This is a genomic window from Dinoroseobacter sp. S375, assembly GCF_049800775.1.
In the GTDB taxonomy this organism is placed as follows: domain Bacteria; phylum Pseudomonadota; class Alphaproteobacteria; order Rhodobacterales; family Rhodobacteraceae; genus Dinoroseobacter.
Map to the genome: position 1 here is coordinate 682,807 of NZ_JBNAFR010000001.1, position 15,173 is coordinate 697,979.

The window sequence follows — 15,173 nt, forward strand, 5'->3', positions numbered from 1 at the left end:
GTTTTTTCCCGCCTTTTTCGCCACCTGCGCCAAGTTGTGGTCGGCAGATCCTGAATCTGTGCTACATTCTGTCGCAGAGAATATGGGATAAGGAGCCCCTGATGTCGATCACTCGCAGCTTTGCCCTCGCCCTTGTCGGCGCCGCGGCCTTCGCCACGATGACCCCGAGCCTCGCAATCGCGCAGTCCTACGAGAACCAGCTCAAGGCCCGGCAAGGCCAGTTCCGGCTGATTGCGCTGAATATCGGTGTGCTCGGCGGGATGGCCCGAGGGAACGTGCCCTATGACGCCGAGGCGGCGCAGGCCGCGGCGGACAATCTCGTCGCCGTTGCCTCGCTCCACCAGGGGGCGATGTGGCCGGAAGGATCGGACAGCATGAGCATCGACGGCACCCGTGCCATGCCTTCCATCTGGGAAGACAACGCGGATTTCCTGTCCAAGTGGCAGGACGTGGCCACGGCTGCCGAAGGTCTCGCCGCTGTCGCGGGCGATGGTCAAGCCGCGCTCGGCCCGGCGCTTGGGCCTTTGGGCGCGACCTGCAAGTCCTGCCACGAGGCGCATCGCGCGCCGGAAAGCTAAGCGCAGGCGATGGGACGTCTTCTCGGGATCGCCCTGCTGCTCATCGCGGCTGGGGTGTCTCTGGGCCTCTTTCTGACGCGCGCGACCCCGCTGGATGAGGCCGCGCTGGAGGGGCTGACCGGCGATCCTGTCGCTGGCGCTCAGGTGTTTCACGCAGCGGGCTGCGCGTCCTGTCACGCGGCCCCCGGCGCCAAGGGTGAGGATCGTCTGGTCCTCGCCGGGGGGCAGCGCTTCGCCTCGCCTTTCGGAACCTTCGTGGCGCCCAACATCTCGTCGGATCCCGAGGCCGGGATCGGCGGCTGGTCCGCGCTCGACTTCGCCTCGGCGGTGATGAGAGGCGTGTCGCCGGACGGCATGCATTATTACCCGGCTTTCCCCTTCACGGCCTACGCCCTGATGGAGCGGCAGGACGTGGTGGACCTTTGGGCCTATATGGCCACCCTCCCCCCGAGCACCGCGCCCAGCGCGCCGCATGAACTGGGCTTTCCCTTCAATATCCGGCGCAGCGTGGCGGTCTGGAAACTGCTGAACGGGCCATCGGACTGGGTGCAGCCCGCCGGCGACACGCCGCGCGGGCGTTACCTGGTGGAGGCCTTGGCCCATTGCGCCGAATGCCACACGCCCCGCGACAGCCTCGGGCGGCTCGACACGGCGCGTTGGATGGCCGGGGCCCCGAACCCGTCGGGTCAGGGCAAGATCCCGGGGATCACCCCGGCCCAGCTCGACTGGTCTGCCGGGGACATCGCCTACTATCTGGAAACCGGCTTCACGCCCGATTTCGACTCGGCTGGCGGGCATATGGCCTCTGTGATCACAAACATGGCGCAACTGTCCGCTGAGGATCGCAACGCCATCGCCGCCTATGTGAAAGCTCTCCCTCGGGTAGAGTGACAGGGCTGCGAACCGGCGAAGCTTTGCCAAAAGATCCGCGCGCAGCCTTGTGCGCGGGCCTGGCACGCCCATGTGATGAAGAGGCCCCCCACATGCCTAAGGAACTTACACATGTCCGAGCAAACACCTGATCCCGCCAAGACCTCCTCCACGCAGGGCCAAGACCTGCTGGCGAAACTCAAAGCCCCGATGACGGTCACGCTGCCCACATGGGCGTTCGGCGCGGCCGGTCTGGTCGGCTTCCTGTTGCTGATCGCCGCGCTCGATTGATCGAAACGTCCCGCTCGGACCCCGGGCGGGGCGCGTCGCTCAGAGCGGCATGAGCGCCCAGTAATCGAGGTCGAGCAGAACCCCCGGCAGGTACTTGCCGTTCTCGCCCTTAAGCTCCCCGACCGAGCCGTCTTTGGTCGCCACAAGGCGCAGCCGGATCGCCCCCACACCGGGCGCGGCGGTCTCGGCCTTGTCGAGAACCTCGGACCAGCATTTCACCGTATCCCCGGAGAAACAGGGGTTCGCATGGGCCCCGGCATTCAGCCCGACGACCATCTGCGCATTGGCCAGACCGTTGAAGCTGAGCGTGCGCGCCATGGAGATGACGTGACCGCCATAGATCAGCCGCTGGCCATCGGGGCGGAAGGTGGCGTCGAAATGCACCTTGGCCGTGTTCTGCCACAGGCGGGTGGCCTGCATATGCTCGGCCTCTTCGATGGTCACCCCGTCCACATGGTCGATGATCTCGCCCACCTCGTAATCGCCCCAACGGTGCGGCTCCCCCGCGAGATCGAAATCATAGCCGGTGAAATCGAGCCCCTCGGGGATCACGAGATCCTCTGCCGGAACCGTCTTTGCGAGATCCGGGATCACCGTCTCGGGCGCGGGCGCGTCCGGGTTCGCTTTGCGCACCATCACCCAGCGGACATATTCCAGAACGGTCTCATCGCGCTGGTTGAGCCCCTTGGTCCGGACATAGACCACGCCGGATTTGCCGTTCGAGTTCTGTTTCAGCCCGATCACCTCGGAGACCGAGCGCAGCGTATCGCCCGGATAGACCGGCTTCAGAAACCGCCCCTCGCCATAGCCCAGATTGGCCACCGCATTCAGCGAGACATCCGGCACGGTCTTGCCAAAGACGATGTGGAACGCCGCGAGATCGTCCAGCGGGCTTGCCGGGAGGCCACTCGCCTGAGCAAACGCATCAGAAGAATAGAGCGCATGGCGCGCCGGATAGAGCATGTGGTAGAGCGCGCGCTCCCCACCGGAGACCGTCCGCGGCACCGCGTGGGTCAACACCTGACCCAGCGCATAATCTTCGAAAAAGCGGCCCGCATTGGTTTTGGCCATCATTGGTCTCCTAGTTTCATCTCGCGGCTGTAGGGGGTGTCGATCTCCTTGGTGACCGCCTGACCGCAGCGCATGACGCCATGTGCGGCATCAAAGGCGTAGGTCGGATCACCATGGAGGTCCCAGCCCTTGGACAGCGCCTCCGAGACCTTGTGGCAGAAGGCCGAGGTGTCGTCCTCGGTCAGGAAGCGGTAGATCTTCATGGGCTCAGGCTCCGAAGGGCGAGACGCCGAGCCAGGCATGGATGCCCGCGATCAGCACATAGAGCACCACTGTGATCACAGCGAGGCGGATGGTTGTCTTGGTGCCGGCCTTCTCCGGAGCGGTCCAGCTCGGCTCCGCCTTGTTGATCAGGATGACCGAGCCCACGGCCCAGCCCAGAAGCCCACCAAAGAGCAGGATCGATGCGAGATCCCCATTCACCAGCAGATGCGCAAAAGCCCAGATCTTGACCGCCAGAAGCTGCGGATGCCGGGTCCGGTAGGCAGGCCAGGCCTTGGCGCCCTTCGCCGCGCTGGACCCGTACACCCAGAGGGCCAGCAGCATCAGCGCGTTATTGACGTGGGTCAGGAACGCCGGCGGATACCAGACAGAGATGAACTCCGCCCCCCGATAGCCGAAGATCATCAGCACGAGCGCGGCCACGATCGCGACAGCGACCACCCCCCGGCCCATATCGCCCATGGCAGCGCGCTGCTCGGGCATCAAACGCTTGAAATAATGGGCGCTCGTCCAGAGGACGAGACCGGCGATCAGAAGGACAAAGGACATGGCTTACTCCGCGGCGATGGCTTGGATTGCCTCCGCTTTTGCCAGAAGTTGCCGCGCGGTGGCAACGTGAAGGTTCTCGACGATCTTGCCATCGACAACGGCCACGCCCTGCCCGCTCGCCTCGGCCTCTTCAAAGGCGATGATCTGCCGATTTGCCAGGTCCAGTTCAGCCTCCGAGGGGGCGAAGGCGCTGTTGGCCACGGCGATCTGTGCCGGGTGGATCAGCGTCTTGCCGTCAAAGCCCATATCCCGGCCCTGATCGCATTCGGCCTTGAGACCGTCTTCATCCTTGAACGCATTATATACGCCGTCGACCGCGACCAGACCGTAAGCCCGCGCCGCCAGCAGGCACAGACCGAGCCCCGTCTGCATGGGCAGACGGTCTGCGCGGAAGCGGCTGTCGAGCTCCTTGGCCAGATCGTTGGTCCCCATCACGAACCCCGCCATGCGCGGCGCTGCGGCAATCTCGGCCGCGTTCAACATCCCCAGCGGGGTCTCCATCATGGTCCAGATCGTCGTCTCGGCGGTTTCGGGGCGCGCATCGAGCTTGGCGGCGAGCGCTTCGACATCCGCGGCGCTGTTCACCTTGGGCAGCAGAAGCGCCTCGGGTTTGGCGGCGGCCACCACATCGAGATCGGCCTGCCCCCATTCGGTGTCAAACCCGTTCAAACGCACGATTTTTGCCCGCGCGCCGTAGTCTTTCTCGGCGAGGGTCTCGGCCAGGAGATGCCGGGCATTCTCCTTCTCCTCGACGGCCACGGCATCCTCGAGATCGAAGATGATGGCGTCCACGGGCAGGGTCTGGGCCTTTTCGAGCGCGCGCGCCTTGGAGGCGGGAATATACAGAACAGAACGGTAAGGGCGCGCACGGTGATCCATGATTCTCTCCAATGACAAACTTGGCGGAAAGAACCCCAGAGAGAGAAATTTTGCAAGAAAGTTTCTTCTGCGCCGCAGAAATGCAGAAAGGTCAATAGCTTGGACATAATTGCTGCAGGTGCGAAAAGGTCGCACGCTGCATTAACACATTTTGAGATATTCTATGGGCACGATAGCTCTATGCGTCGGACTTTGGAGGGATGCGCAATCCGCCCAGGATTGCACGACATAAGCGGGTAGTCCGGCATGGCTTAACCACTAAAACGGGTCTCGGGGTTTCCCGGGGCACGGAAGGAAAGGTAGACCCATGAAGACCCAATTGAAGACGCTGTCCCTTGGCCTGATGACGACCCTGGTTCTCTCCGGCGCAGCACTGGCACAAGCCGCCCCCTCCCCCTGTGCTGAACGTGACAAGGTCGTGAGCCGACTGACCTCCAATTATGGCGAAACGGTTCGGAGCATGGGGCTCGGCGCGAATAACGGCGTGATGGAGGTGTTTGCCTCCGACGAAACCGGCACCTGGACGATCACGGTCACCATGCCGAACGGCCAGACCTGCCTGATCGCCTCTGGCCAGGCCTTCGAAGGCGCCGCCGTGATGGCCAAGATCGCCCCGGGCGACGACGTCTGAGCAGACATCCCGCGCCGCGGTGCAGCGGCGCGACTGGCCTGTTCACCCTGTAAGTATGCCCTGCGCTGCAGCGTTTTCTGCGGCGCAGCCCACCCTCGGGGTCCAGACTCCCGCCTCCCCGCCCTTGGGAATCGCCTGTTTCGGCCTGTTTTCAGGACCAATCGGCGCTTTTGTATGCAACGGCACACCGACTGCGCGATGGGTCGCACCTGAGCCCTTGATCAGATAATCACCAGTTTTCCGACTCTTAGCCGCGCAAGACCGCGCGGTACGGGCGTTGGGGCGTTCCGCCGCGCGGCACTTCCCTTGTAAGGCCATGCTGCAGCCGCTAGGCACGCAGCGAAGATCAACGAAAGCCGGAGACTTATCCATGGCCCGACCCAAGATCGCCCTCATCGGCGCTGGTCAGATCGGTGGCACCCTTGCCCACCTCGTCGCACTCAAGGAACTCGGAGATGTCGTTCTGTTCGATATCTCGGATGGCATCCCGCAGGGCAAGGCGCTCGACATCGCCGAGAGCGGTCCGGTCGAAGGTTTCGACGCCGCGCTGAAAGGCACCACCGATTATGCGGACATCGCAGGCGCAGATGTCTGCATCGTGACCGCCGGTGTGCCGCGCAAGCCGGGCATGTCCCGCGACGACCTGCTGGGCATCAACCTCAAGGTCATGAAATCTGTGGGCGAAGGCATTGCCGCGAACGCACCCGACGCCTTCGTGATCTGCATCACCAACCCGCTCGACGCGATGGTCTGGGCGCTGCAACAGTTTTCGGGCCTTCCGAAAGAGAAAGTCGTTGGCATGGCCGGCGTTCTCGACGCAGCCCGCTTCCGCCACTTCCTGTCGGTGGAATTCGACGTGTCCATGAAAGACGTCACCGCCTTCGTTCTGGGCGGCCATGGCGACACCATGGTGCCGCTGACCCGTTATTCCACCGTGGCGGGTATCCCGCTCCCGGATCTGGTGAGCATGGGCTGGACCAGCCAGGAGAAGCTCGACGCAATCGTGCAGCGCACCCGTGACGGTGGCGCCGAGATCGTCGGCCTGCTGAAAACCGGCTCGGCCTTCTACGCCCCTGCCGCCTCGGCGGTCGAGATGGCCGAAGCCTATCTCAAGGATCAGAAGCGCCTTCTGCCCTGCGCCGCCTATTGCGATGGCGAGTTCGGTCTCGAGAAGATGTATGTGGGCGTGCCCACCGTGATCGGCGCCAATGGCATCGAGAAGGTCGTGGACATCAAGCTCAGCAAGGACGAGCAGGTCATGTTCGACAACTCCGTCAACGCCGTCAAAGGCCTGATGGAAGCCTGCAAGGGCATCGACGACAGCCTGTCCTGATCGCGCAGCGCATTCAGACACCGGGCGACGCATGATCCCATGCGTCGCCTTTTTCATGCCCGCGGCCCAAGCCGGGGCCGTTTGGCACAAGGGCCTGACGACGGGCCCCGAATCGCCAACAGCCTTCCATCTGCTTAATGGATTTTAATTTGTGATCACACTTTTTCAGGGTGTGATCACAAATGTCGAAAAAAGACCCTATGCGGCGAAATGGCGTTTTGCCCCCCTACCTGCCTGTGCAACACCCGAGGAAATACAAGCAGAACGGGACAGTTTCATGAACATTCATGAGTACCAGGCGAAAGCCCTCCTTCGCAGCTACGGCGCTCCGGTATCGGATGGTCGTGTGGTCTTGAAGGCCGAAGATGCCAAGACCGCCGCAGGCGAAATGGATGGGCCGCTTTGGGTGGTCAAGGCGCAGATCCACGCCGGTGGACGCGGCAAGGGCTCCTTCAAGGAAGCCGATGCCGGTGAAAAGGGCGGTGTCCGTCTCGCCAAATCCGTCGAAGAAGCCGCCGAAGAAGCCAAGAAGATGCTGGGTCGCACGCTGGTGACCCACCAGACCGGCCCGGTGGGCAAGACCGTCAACCGGATCTATATCGAAGACGGCTCCGGCATCGAGACCGAGCTTTACCTCGCGCTGCTCGTGGACCGTGGCACCTCGCGGATCTCCTTCGTCTGCTCCACCGAGGGCGGCATGGATATCGAAGAAGTCGCGGCCTCCACCCCGGAGAAAATCCTGTCCTTCGCCGTCGACCCGGCCACGGGCTACCAGGCCTATCACGGTCGCCGCATCGCCTTTGCGCTTGGTCTGACCGGCGCGCAGGTCAAGCAATGCGTCAAGCTCATGGGCCAGCTCTACAAGTGCTTTGTCGAGAAGGACATGGAGATGCTCGAGATCAACCCGCTCATCGTGACCGATGGCGGCGATCTGAAATGCCTCGACGCCAAGATGGGCTTTGACGGCAACGCGGTCTACCGCCACCCGGACATCGCCGAGCTGCGCGACGAGACCGAGGAAGACCCCAAGGAGCTCGCCGCGTCGAAGTATGACCTGAATTACATCGCGCTGGACGGCGAGATCGGCTGCATGGTCAACGGCGCGGGCCTCGCCATGGCGACGATGGATATCATCAAGCTCTACGGCTCCGAGCCTGCGAACTTCCTCGATGTGGGCGGTGGCGCCACCAAAGAGAAAGTGACCGAAGCCTTCAAGATCATCACGTCCGACCCGCAGGTCAAAGGCATCCTCGTGAACATCTTCGGCGGCATCATGCGCTGCGATGTGATCGCCGAGGGCGTTGTGGCCGCGGTCAAGGAAGTGGGCCTGCAGGTGCCGCTGGTTGTCCGTCTCGAGGGGACAAATGTCGAGCAGGGCAAGGAGATCATTAACACCTCCGGCCTTAACGTCATCGCCGCCGAGAACCTCAAGGACGGCGCCGAGAAGATCGTGGCAGCCGTCAAGGGCTGACCCAGTTGACCGCCGCGCGCCCGCCTGGGGCGCGTGGCACCCCCGCTGCGAGACGGACCACGTCCGATGATGATCCACGCCTCTGATTTCTCTGCCGAGACGCATGCTTGCGGCCTGCTGGCCACGCGCCATGCGACCCGCGCCGCGCGTTTTGCACCGGCCCGGTCGCATCGCGGGGCAATCGGGGACGTGCGTGAGCTCGTACTGCAACACCGTCCGTCCGGCGACGGGCTGAGGACGTGAATATGCGCCTGTCGTCTCTCCTCTTTCCTCTTTCGGCGATGATTTCCGGCATGATCTTTGCCGCCCCGCAGATCCCTGCGCGCACGCTCACCTTTGAGGATGCCGCCCGGATCAACCTGCAGGAGGCCGCCGAGATCTGCTTTGCCCCCGTGGCCAGCAATGACGAGATCATCGAAGGGTTCCGGGCCGCCGGGTTCATCGAGACCGTGCGCAACAACCCGCGCAACACCGGCAAGACCTACACTTTCAGCGCCCCGTCCGAGACCGTGGTGGCCGAGGTCTATTCCGGCGACAGGCCGGACCGTTGCGCCGTGGCGACCCGCGCCGTGGGCGTGCAGGAGGCCTCGGCAATCCTCGACGCGCTCGTGCCCGGTTTCTACCCCGAGTTCATCCGCAAGCTGACGCGCGGCGGGCTCTCGGTCGTCACGGGCGAGCAGATCAGCTGCGTGAATTTCGAGGACCCCGACAATCCGATCGGGCGCTATTTCAGCACCCGCAGCGCCCTCACCGATGCCTGTGTCGATGACGGCACGAGCATCCTGTTTTCCGCCTATCGCTCATGAGGACCTGCCGATGATCCGCATGCCCTCCGCGACCCGCGCATATCAGGCTCTCTCCCGGAGCCAGACCCGCACGATCACGCGACACCCGATGTCGCGACCAATGAAATAAACGACCCGAAGGACACCCAATGGCCGTACTTATCGACGAAAACACCAAAGTCATCTGCCAGGGCTTCACCGGCAGCCAAGGCACCTTCCACTCCGAGCAGGCCATTGCCTATGGGACGAAGATGGTCGGCGGCGTCACCCCCGGCAAAGGCGGGATGACCCATCTCGACTTGCCCGTGTTCAACTCGGTCCATGAGGCCAAGCATGTCACCGAGGCCAATGCGACCGTGATCTACGTGCCGCCGCCCTTCGCCGCGGATTCGATCCTCGAGGCGATCGATGCCGAGATGGAAGTGATCGTCTGCATCACCGAAGGCATCCCGGTGCTCGACATGATGAAAGTCAAGCGCGCGCTCGAGGGGTCCTCCTCGCGGCTGATCGGCCCGAACTGCCCCGGTGTGATCACGCCGGATGCCTGCAAGATCGGCATCATGCCCGGCCATATCCACAAGCGCGGCTCCGTGGGCGTTGTGTCCCGCTCCGGCACGCTGACCTATGAGGCGGTCAAGCAGACCACCGATGTGGGCCTCGGCCAGTCGACCTGCGTGGGCATCGGTGGCGACCCGATCAAAGGGACCGAGCATCTCGACGTGCTCGAGTGGTTCCTCGCGGATGACGAGACCGAAAGCATTATCATGATCGGCGAAATCGGTGGGTCCGCCGAAGAGGAAGCCGCCCAGTTCCTCGCCGACGAGAAGAAGAAAGGCCGCTGGAAGCCGACCGCAGGCTTCATCGCAGGCCGCACCGCACCTCCGGGCCGTCGCATGGGCCATGCCGGTGCGATCGTCGCAGGCGGCAAAGGCGGCGCCGAAGACAAGATCGAAGCCATGCAAAGCGCAGGCATCGTGGTGGCCGAAAGCCCCGCGGGTCTGGGCGAAGCGGTTCTCAAGGCCATCGAGAACGGCTGATACAGCAAGTTCAGGTCCCGGCGGAGCGCCGCAGAGCGCGCCGGGGCCTGCACCGTCCAACACTCTTCGAGGGGGGATCCCATGACCGACCAAAGCCCGAACGATGTTTTTCATGCCTCCTCGTTTATGCAGGGGCACAATGCCGAGTATCTCGAGCAGCTCTATGCCCAGTATGCCAACGACCCCAATGCGGTCGACGCGGCCTGGGCCGAGTTCTTTCGCGCGCTTGGGGATGCCGAACTGGATGTGAAGGCCGAGGCGGCAGGTCCGTCCTGGGCGCGCGGTGACTGGCCGCCCGCCCCGAGCGATGATCTCACCGGTGCGCTGACCGGCGAATGGCCCGCCCCCGCCCCGACCGAGGTCAAGGCCGCCGGCAAGAAGATCGCCGCCAAGGCCGCCGACAAGGGTGTCGAGGTCACCGACGAGCAGATCAAGCGCGCCGTGCTCGACAGTATCCGCGCCCTGATGATCATCCGCGCCTACCGAATCCGGGGTCACCTCGTGGCCGATCTCGATCCGCTGAAGATGCGCAACCAGACGCCCCATCCGGAGCTGGACCCCAAGACCTACGGCTTTGCCGAGGCAGATATGGACCGCCCGATCTTCATCGACAACGTGCTGGGCCTGCAGATCGCCTCCATGCGCCAGATCATCGAGATCGTGAAGCGCACCTATTGCGGCACCTTCGCCCTGCAATACATGCACATCTCCAACCCCGAAGAGGCCGCCTTCCTGAAAGAGCGGATCGAGGGTCTGGGCAAGGAGGTGCAGTTCACCCGTGAGGGCCGCAAGGCCATCCTGAACAAGCTGGTCGAGGCCGAGGGCTTCGAGAAGTTCCTCCATGTGAAATACATGGGCACCAAGCGATTTGGTCTCGACGGCGGTGAATCCCTCGTTCCCGCGATGGAGCAGATCATCAAGCGCGGCGGCAATCTGGGCGTCAAGGAGATCATCATCGGCATGCCCCACCGGGGCCGTCTGTCGGTGCTGGCCAATGTGATGTCCAAGCCCTATCGCGCGATCTTCAACGAATTCCAGGGCGGCTCGTTCAAACCCGAGGATGTGGATGGCTCCGGCGATGTGAAATACCACCTCGGTGCCTCGGCGGACCGGGAGTTCGACGGAAATTCCGTGCACCTGTCGCTGACGGCCAACCCTTCGCATCTCGAGGCGGTGAACCCGGTGGTTCTGGGCAAGGCTCGGGCCAAGCAGGACCAGCTGGGCGATGTGGATCGCACGGCCTGCCTGCCGATCCTGCTGCACGGGGATGCGGCCTTTGCGGGCCAGGGTGTCGTGGCGGAGTGCTTCGCGCTGTCGGGCCTGCGCGGTCACAAGACCGGTGGCACGATCCATATCGTGGTGAACAACCAGATCGGCTTCACCACGGCACCGCATTTCAGCCGCTCCAGCCCCTATCCCACGGATAACGCGCTGGTGGTCGAGGCCCCGATCTTCCATGTGAATGGCGACGATCCGGAGGCAGTGGTGCATGCCGCCAAGGTGGCCACCGAGTTCCGCCAGAAGTTCCACAAGGACGTGGTGCTCGACATCTTCTGCTATCGCCGCTTCGGGCATAACGAGGGCGATGAGCCCATGTTCACCAACCCGATCATGTACAAGGCGATCAAGAAGCAGAAGACCACGCTGCAGCTCTACACCGAGCGGCTGGTCAAGGACGGACTGATCCCCGAGGGCGAGATCGAGGACATGAAGGCCTCGTTCCAGGCCCATCTCAACGAAGAGTTCGAGGCCGGCAAGGAATACAAGCCGAACAAGGCCGATTGGCTCGACGGGCGCTGGTCCCATCTGCAGACCGACAAGGAAGATTACCAGCGCGGCCAGACCGCCATCAAACCCGAGACCATGGCCGAGGTCGGGGCCGCTCTGAGCCGGGCGCCGGAGGGCTTCCCGCTGCACAAGACGGTCGGGCGACTTCTGGAGACCAAGGCCAAGATGTTCGAAAGCGGCGAGGGCTTTGACTGGGCCACCGCCGAGGCGCTGGCATTCGGCTCGCTGCTCACCGAGGGGTACCCGGTACGGCTGGCCGGTCAGGACAGTACGCGCGGGACCTTCTCGCAGCGTCACTCCGGCCTCGTGAACCAGGAAACCGAAGAGCGCTACTATCCGCTCAACAACATCCGCGAGGGTCAGTCGCGCTACGAGGTGATCGACAGCGCGCTGAGCGAGTACGCGGTGCTCGGCTTCGAATATGGCTACTCGCTGGCAGAGCCGAACGCACTGACCATGTGGGAAGCCCAGTTCGGCGACTTCGCCAATGGCGCGCAGATCATGTTCGACCAGTTCATCAGCTCGGGCGAGCGGAAATGGCTGCGGATGTCCGGTCTGGTCATGCTGCTGCCGCACGGGTTCGAGGGCCAGGGGCCCGAGCACTCTTCGGCACGGCTCGAGCGGTTCCTGCAGATGTCCGCCGAGGACAACTGGATCGTGGCCAACTGCACGACCCCGGCGAACTACTTCCACATCCTGCGTCGCCAACTGCACCGGACTTTCCGCAAGCCGCTGGTCCTGATGACGCCGAAATCGCTCTTGCGGCACAAGCTCGCGGTGTCGACCGCCGCCGAGTTCACCACGGGATCGAGCTTCCACCGGGTGCTCTGGGATGACGCTCAGCAAGGCAATTCCGACACGCAGCTGGTTTCGGATGACAAGATCAAGCGGGTCGTGATCTGCTCGGGCAAGGTCTATTACGACCTGCTCGAAGAGCGGGACGCGCGCGGCATCGACGATGTCTACCTGCTGCGTCTGGAACAGTTCTATCCCTTCCCCGCCCTGGCGATGATGAAGGAGCTGGAGCGGTTCAAGGGCGCCGAGATCGTCTGGTGTCAGGAAGAGCCCAAGAACCAGGGCGGCTGGACCTTCGTCGAGCCGAATATCGAATGGGTGCTGAGCCGGATCGGCTCCAAGCACAGCCGTCCGGTCTATGCCGGGCGCTCGGCCTCGGCCTCGCCGGCAACCGGCCTCGCCAGCATGCACAAAGCACAACAAGCCGCGCTCGTGAACGAAGCGCTTACGATTGAGGGATAAGAATATGTCTGTAGAAGTCCGCGTCCCCACGCTGGGGGAAAGCGTCACCGAAGCGACGGTCGCCACCTGGTTCAAGAAGCCCGGGGATGCTGTTGCGGTCGACGAAATGCTCTGCGAGCTGGAAACCGACAAAGTGACCGTGGAAGTGCCCTCTCCCGCCGCCGGCACCCTGGCCGAGATCGTGGCCGAAGAAGGCACGACAGTCGGGGTCGACGCCCTGCTGGCCTCGATCGGTGAAGGCGCCGGTGCGGCCCCCGCCGATGCGCCCGCTGCCGCGGCAGAGGCCGACGCGCCTGCCGCTGGCGGAGGCGAGAGCGTGGATGTGATGGTTCCGACCCTGGGCGAAAGCGTCACCGAAGCCACGGTATCGACCTGGTTCAAGAAGGTCGGGGACACCGTCGCGCAGGACGAGATGCTCTGCGAGCTGGAGACCGACAAGGTTTCGGTCGAGGTGCCCTCCCCCGCTGCCGGTGTTCTGTCCGAGATCGTGGCCGCCGAAGGCACCACAGTCGACGCGACGGCCAAGCTGGCCGTGATCGGAGGGGCCGGCGCGGTCGCGGCACCTGCGGCACCGGCTCCCGCGCCGGCGGCGCCCACCGCCTCTGCCAAGGATGTTGAGGACGCGCCCTCGGCCAAAAAGCTGATGGCAGAAAACAACCTGTCCTCCGGCGATGTTCAGGGCACGGGCCGCGATGGCCGCGTCATGAAGGGCGATGTGCTTGCCGCCATGGCCGCCCCCAAAGCCGCGGCCCCGGCCCCGGCCGCAGCCCCCCGGGCGCCCGTTGCCGCCGATGATGTCGCCCGCGAAGAGCGGGTGAAGATGACGCGCCTGCGTCAGACCATCGCCAAGCGCTTGAAGGACAGCCAGAACACCGCCGCCATGCTCACCACCTATAACGAGGTGGACATGACCGAGACCATGGCGCTGCGGAAGGAATACAAGGACCTCTTCGAGAAGAAGCACGGCGTGCGCCTCGGCTTCATGTCTTTCTTCACCAAGGCCTGCTGCCACGCCCTGAAAGAGGTTCCTGAGGTCAATGCCGAGATCGACGGCACGGACATCGTCTACAAGAACTTCGTCCATATGGGCATCGCCGCTGGCACGCCCACGGGCCTCGTGGTGCCCGTGATCCGCGACGCGGACCGGATGAGTTTTGCCGAGATCGAAGGCGCCATCGCCGAAAAGGGCAAGCGCGCACGGGACGGGAAGCTGTCCATGGCGGAAATGCAGGGCGGCACCTTCACGATCTCCAACGGCGGCGTCTACGGCTCGCTCATGTCCTCGCCGATCCTGAACCCGCCGCAATCGGGCATCCTCGGGATGCACAAGATCCAGGACCGCCCGATGGTGATCAACGGCGAAATCAAGATTCGTCCGATGATGTACCTGGCCCTCAGCTACGACCACCGGATCGTGGACGGCAAGGGCGCTGTGACCTTCCTCGTGCGCGTCAAGGAAGCGCTGGAAGATCCGCGACGTCTGTTGATGGACCTGTAAGAAACAAGCCCCGGCGAAATGCCGGGGCAGCCTCGAACCCTTTGGGACGCTCGCATGTCGCTGACCTTGACAGCATTGAGGTGGATGATCGCTCTGGCGATTTTTGCGCTGGCTGTCCGCGTTTTCGCGGCCTCCTTTGGTGAGGCGACGGCGGCTCAAGTCACCATTGCAACAGCAAATGTCGCCATTCTTTGGGGCTTCTTGGTTGCGCTCAAAAGACCAATAAAGTGGGTTGCCTATGTCGCGCTACCGATGTGCATCTTGGATGTGTTCGGAGCTATGTCCGGTGGCTTCGCCCCAAAAAACGCACTGAACATGGTCGATGCGATTTTCTCGTTTGTGGCCGCATGTGGTCTGGTGATCTGGATGGGTGAACAACGAAAGGTTTCTGTCCGATGACCCCTGAACTCACCGTCCTGGCCCTCGCGGGCTTGCTTCAAGTTGTTCAGTTCGTTCTGTACTCCGTTACAGCGAACCTTCAGGTTGGGCCCCAAAAGGCCATGTCTCCCCGCGACGAGCCGATCCATCTGACCGGGATCGCGGGGCGATTTCAGCGCGCGATGAACAACCATTTCGAGGGGCTTATCCTCTTCACCATCGCGGTGGTCGTGGTCACGCTCGGCGAGCAATCCACGCCCTTCACCGCCCTCTGCGCCCATACCTACCTGATCGCGCGGATCCTCTATATCCCGGCCTATGCTCAGGGCCTTGCCCCGTGGCGCTCGGTGATCTGGTTTGTCGGCTTTGCCGCCACTGTCGCGATGATCCTGGCGGCGCTCTTATGATCTCATTGTTCCCGAAATACTCCGGGGGAGTCGCATCGCGACGGGGGCAGCGCCCCCCCGCCCCCCCCCCCCCCCAGAAACGACCACACCAAGGCCACCGAAGACCGTATCAAAAAAGGTTCCGGCCC

The 15,173-nt window shown here is 63.5% G+C and carries 16 protein-coding genes; 12 read left to right on the forward strand and 4 right to left on the reverse strand.

The features are described from left to right. Window positions 1-101: 101 nt before the first annotated feature. The 3 genes from ACP150_RS03285 (at window position 102) to ACP150_RS03295 (ending at window position 1,739) form a co-directional block, all read left to right on the forward strand. Window positions 102-578 (forward strand): c-type cytochrome, encoded by a 477-nt coding sequence (locus ACP150_RS03285; RefSeq protein WP_424965112.1) that lies wholly within the window; start codon window positions 102-104, stop codon window positions 576-578. Between the two features lie 9 nt (window positions 579-587). Further along, window positions 588-1,469, forward strand: coding sequence for a c-type cytochrome (locus ACP150_RS03290; RefSeq protein WP_424965113.1), 882 nt, complete (start codon window positions 588-590; stop codon window positions 1,467-1,469). A 111-nt stretch (window positions 1,470-1,580) separates the two neighbouring features. After that, complete coding sequence (locus ACP150_RS03295) at window positions 1,581-1,739, forward strand: hypothetical protein (protein WP_424965114.1); 159 nt, start codon at window positions 1,581-1,583, stop codon at window positions 1,737-1,739. Between the two features lie 39 nt (window positions 1,740-1,778). Here ACP150_RS03295 and ACP150_RS03300 read toward each other — a convergent pair whose 3' ends face one another. From ACP150_RS03300 to ACP150_RS03315, 4 genes are read right to left on the reverse strand one after another with little or no spacing between them, the layout of a single operon-like run. Beyond that, the gene (locus ACP150_RS03300) at window positions 1,779-2,810 is read right to left on the reverse strand and encodes a MaoC family dehydratase (protein ID WP_424965115.1); all 1,032 of its coding nucleotides are present in this window, start codon (window positions 2,808-2,810) and stop codon (window positions 1,779-1,781) included. Beyond that, window positions 2,810-3,013, reverse strand: coding sequence for a DUF1737 domain-containing protein (locus tag ACP150_RS03305; protein ID WP_424965116.1), 204 nt, complete (start codon window positions 3,011-3,013; stop codon window positions 2,810-2,812). The genes ACP150_RS03300 and ACP150_RS03305 overlap by 1 nt, the downstream gene beginning before the upstream one ends. Before the next feature lie 4 nt (window positions 3,014-3,017). Then, on the reverse strand, window positions 3,018-3,581 hold the full coding sequence (locus ACP150_RS03310; RefSeq protein ID WP_424965117.1) for an NnrU family protein: 564 nt from the start codon (window positions 3,579-3,581) through the stop codon (window positions 3,018-3,020). Window positions 3,582-3,584: 3 nt separating this feature from the next. Next, window positions 3,585-4,460, reverse strand: coding sequence for an HpcH/HpaI aldolase/citrate lyase family protein (locus tag ACP150_RS03315; RefSeq protein WP_424965118.1), 876 nt, complete (start codon window positions 4,458-4,460; stop codon window positions 3,585-3,587). A gap of 307 nt (window positions 4,461-4,767) precedes the next feature. On the opposite strand from ACP150_RS03315, the gene ACP150_RS03320 reads away from it, so the two are divergent. From ACP150_RS03320 to ACP150_RS03360, 9 genes are all read left to right on the forward strand, one after another. Beyond that, the gene (locus ACP150_RS03320) at window positions 4,768-5,091 is read left to right on the forward strand and encodes a hypothetical protein (protein WP_424965119.1); all 324 of its coding nucleotides are present in this window, start codon (window positions 4,768-4,770) and stop codon (window positions 5,089-5,091) included. A gap of 370 nt (window positions 5,092-5,461) precedes the next feature. After that, a complete protein-coding gene (mdh, locus tag ACP150_RS03325; RefSeq protein WP_424965120.1) occupies window positions 5,462-6,424 on the forward strand; it encodes a malate dehydrogenase in 963 nt (320 codons plus the stop codon). 277 nt (window positions 6,425-6,701) lie between these two features. Continuing rightward, a complete protein-coding gene (gene sucC / locus ACP150_RS03330) occupies window positions 6,702-7,895 on the forward strand; it encodes an ADP-forming succinate--CoA ligase subunit beta (RefSeq protein WP_424965121.1) in 1,194 nt (397 codons plus the stop codon). Between the two features lie 245 nt (window positions 7,896-8,140). Continuing rightward, window positions 8,141-8,701: a hypothetical protein gene (locus ACP150_RS03335; protein WP_424965122.1), complete on the forward strand. Its 561-nt coding sequence runs from the start codon at window positions 8,141-8,143 to the stop codon at window positions 8,699-8,701. A gap of 128 nt (window positions 8,702-8,829) precedes the next feature. Then, entirely contained in the window at window positions 8,830-9,717 is an 888-nt protein-coding gene (gene sucD, locus ACP150_RS03340; protein ID WP_424965123.1) for a succinate--CoA ligase subunit alpha, read from the forward strand. An 81-nt stretch (window positions 9,718-9,798) separates the two neighbouring features. After that, window positions 9,799-12,762, forward strand: a complete 2,964-nt coding sequence (locus ACP150_RS03345) for a 2-oxoglutarate dehydrogenase E1 component (RefSeq protein WP_424965124.1) — start codon at window positions 9,799-9,801, stop codon at window positions 12,760-12,762. 4 nt (window positions 12,763-12,766) lie between these two features. Beyond that, complete coding sequence (odhB, locus tag ACP150_RS03350) at window positions 12,767-14,260, forward strand: 2-oxoglutarate dehydrogenase complex dihydrolipoyllysine-residue succinyltransferase (RefSeq protein ID WP_424965125.1); 1,494 nt, start codon at window positions 12,767-12,769, stop codon at window positions 14,258-14,260. Between the two features lie 54 nt (window positions 14,261-14,314). Then, window positions 14,315-14,659: a hypothetical protein gene (locus ACP150_RS03355; RefSeq protein ID WP_424965126.1), complete on the forward strand. Its 345-nt coding sequence runs from the start codon at window positions 14,315-14,317 to the stop codon at window positions 14,657-14,659. Next, a complete protein-coding gene (locus ACP150_RS03360; protein WP_424965127.1) occupies window positions 14,656-15,045 on the forward strand; it encodes an MAPEG family protein in 390 nt (129 codons plus the stop codon). Before ACP150_RS03355 ends, ACP150_RS03360 begins: the two co-directional genes overlap by 4 nt. Window positions 15,046-15,173: the final 128 nt, after the last annotated feature.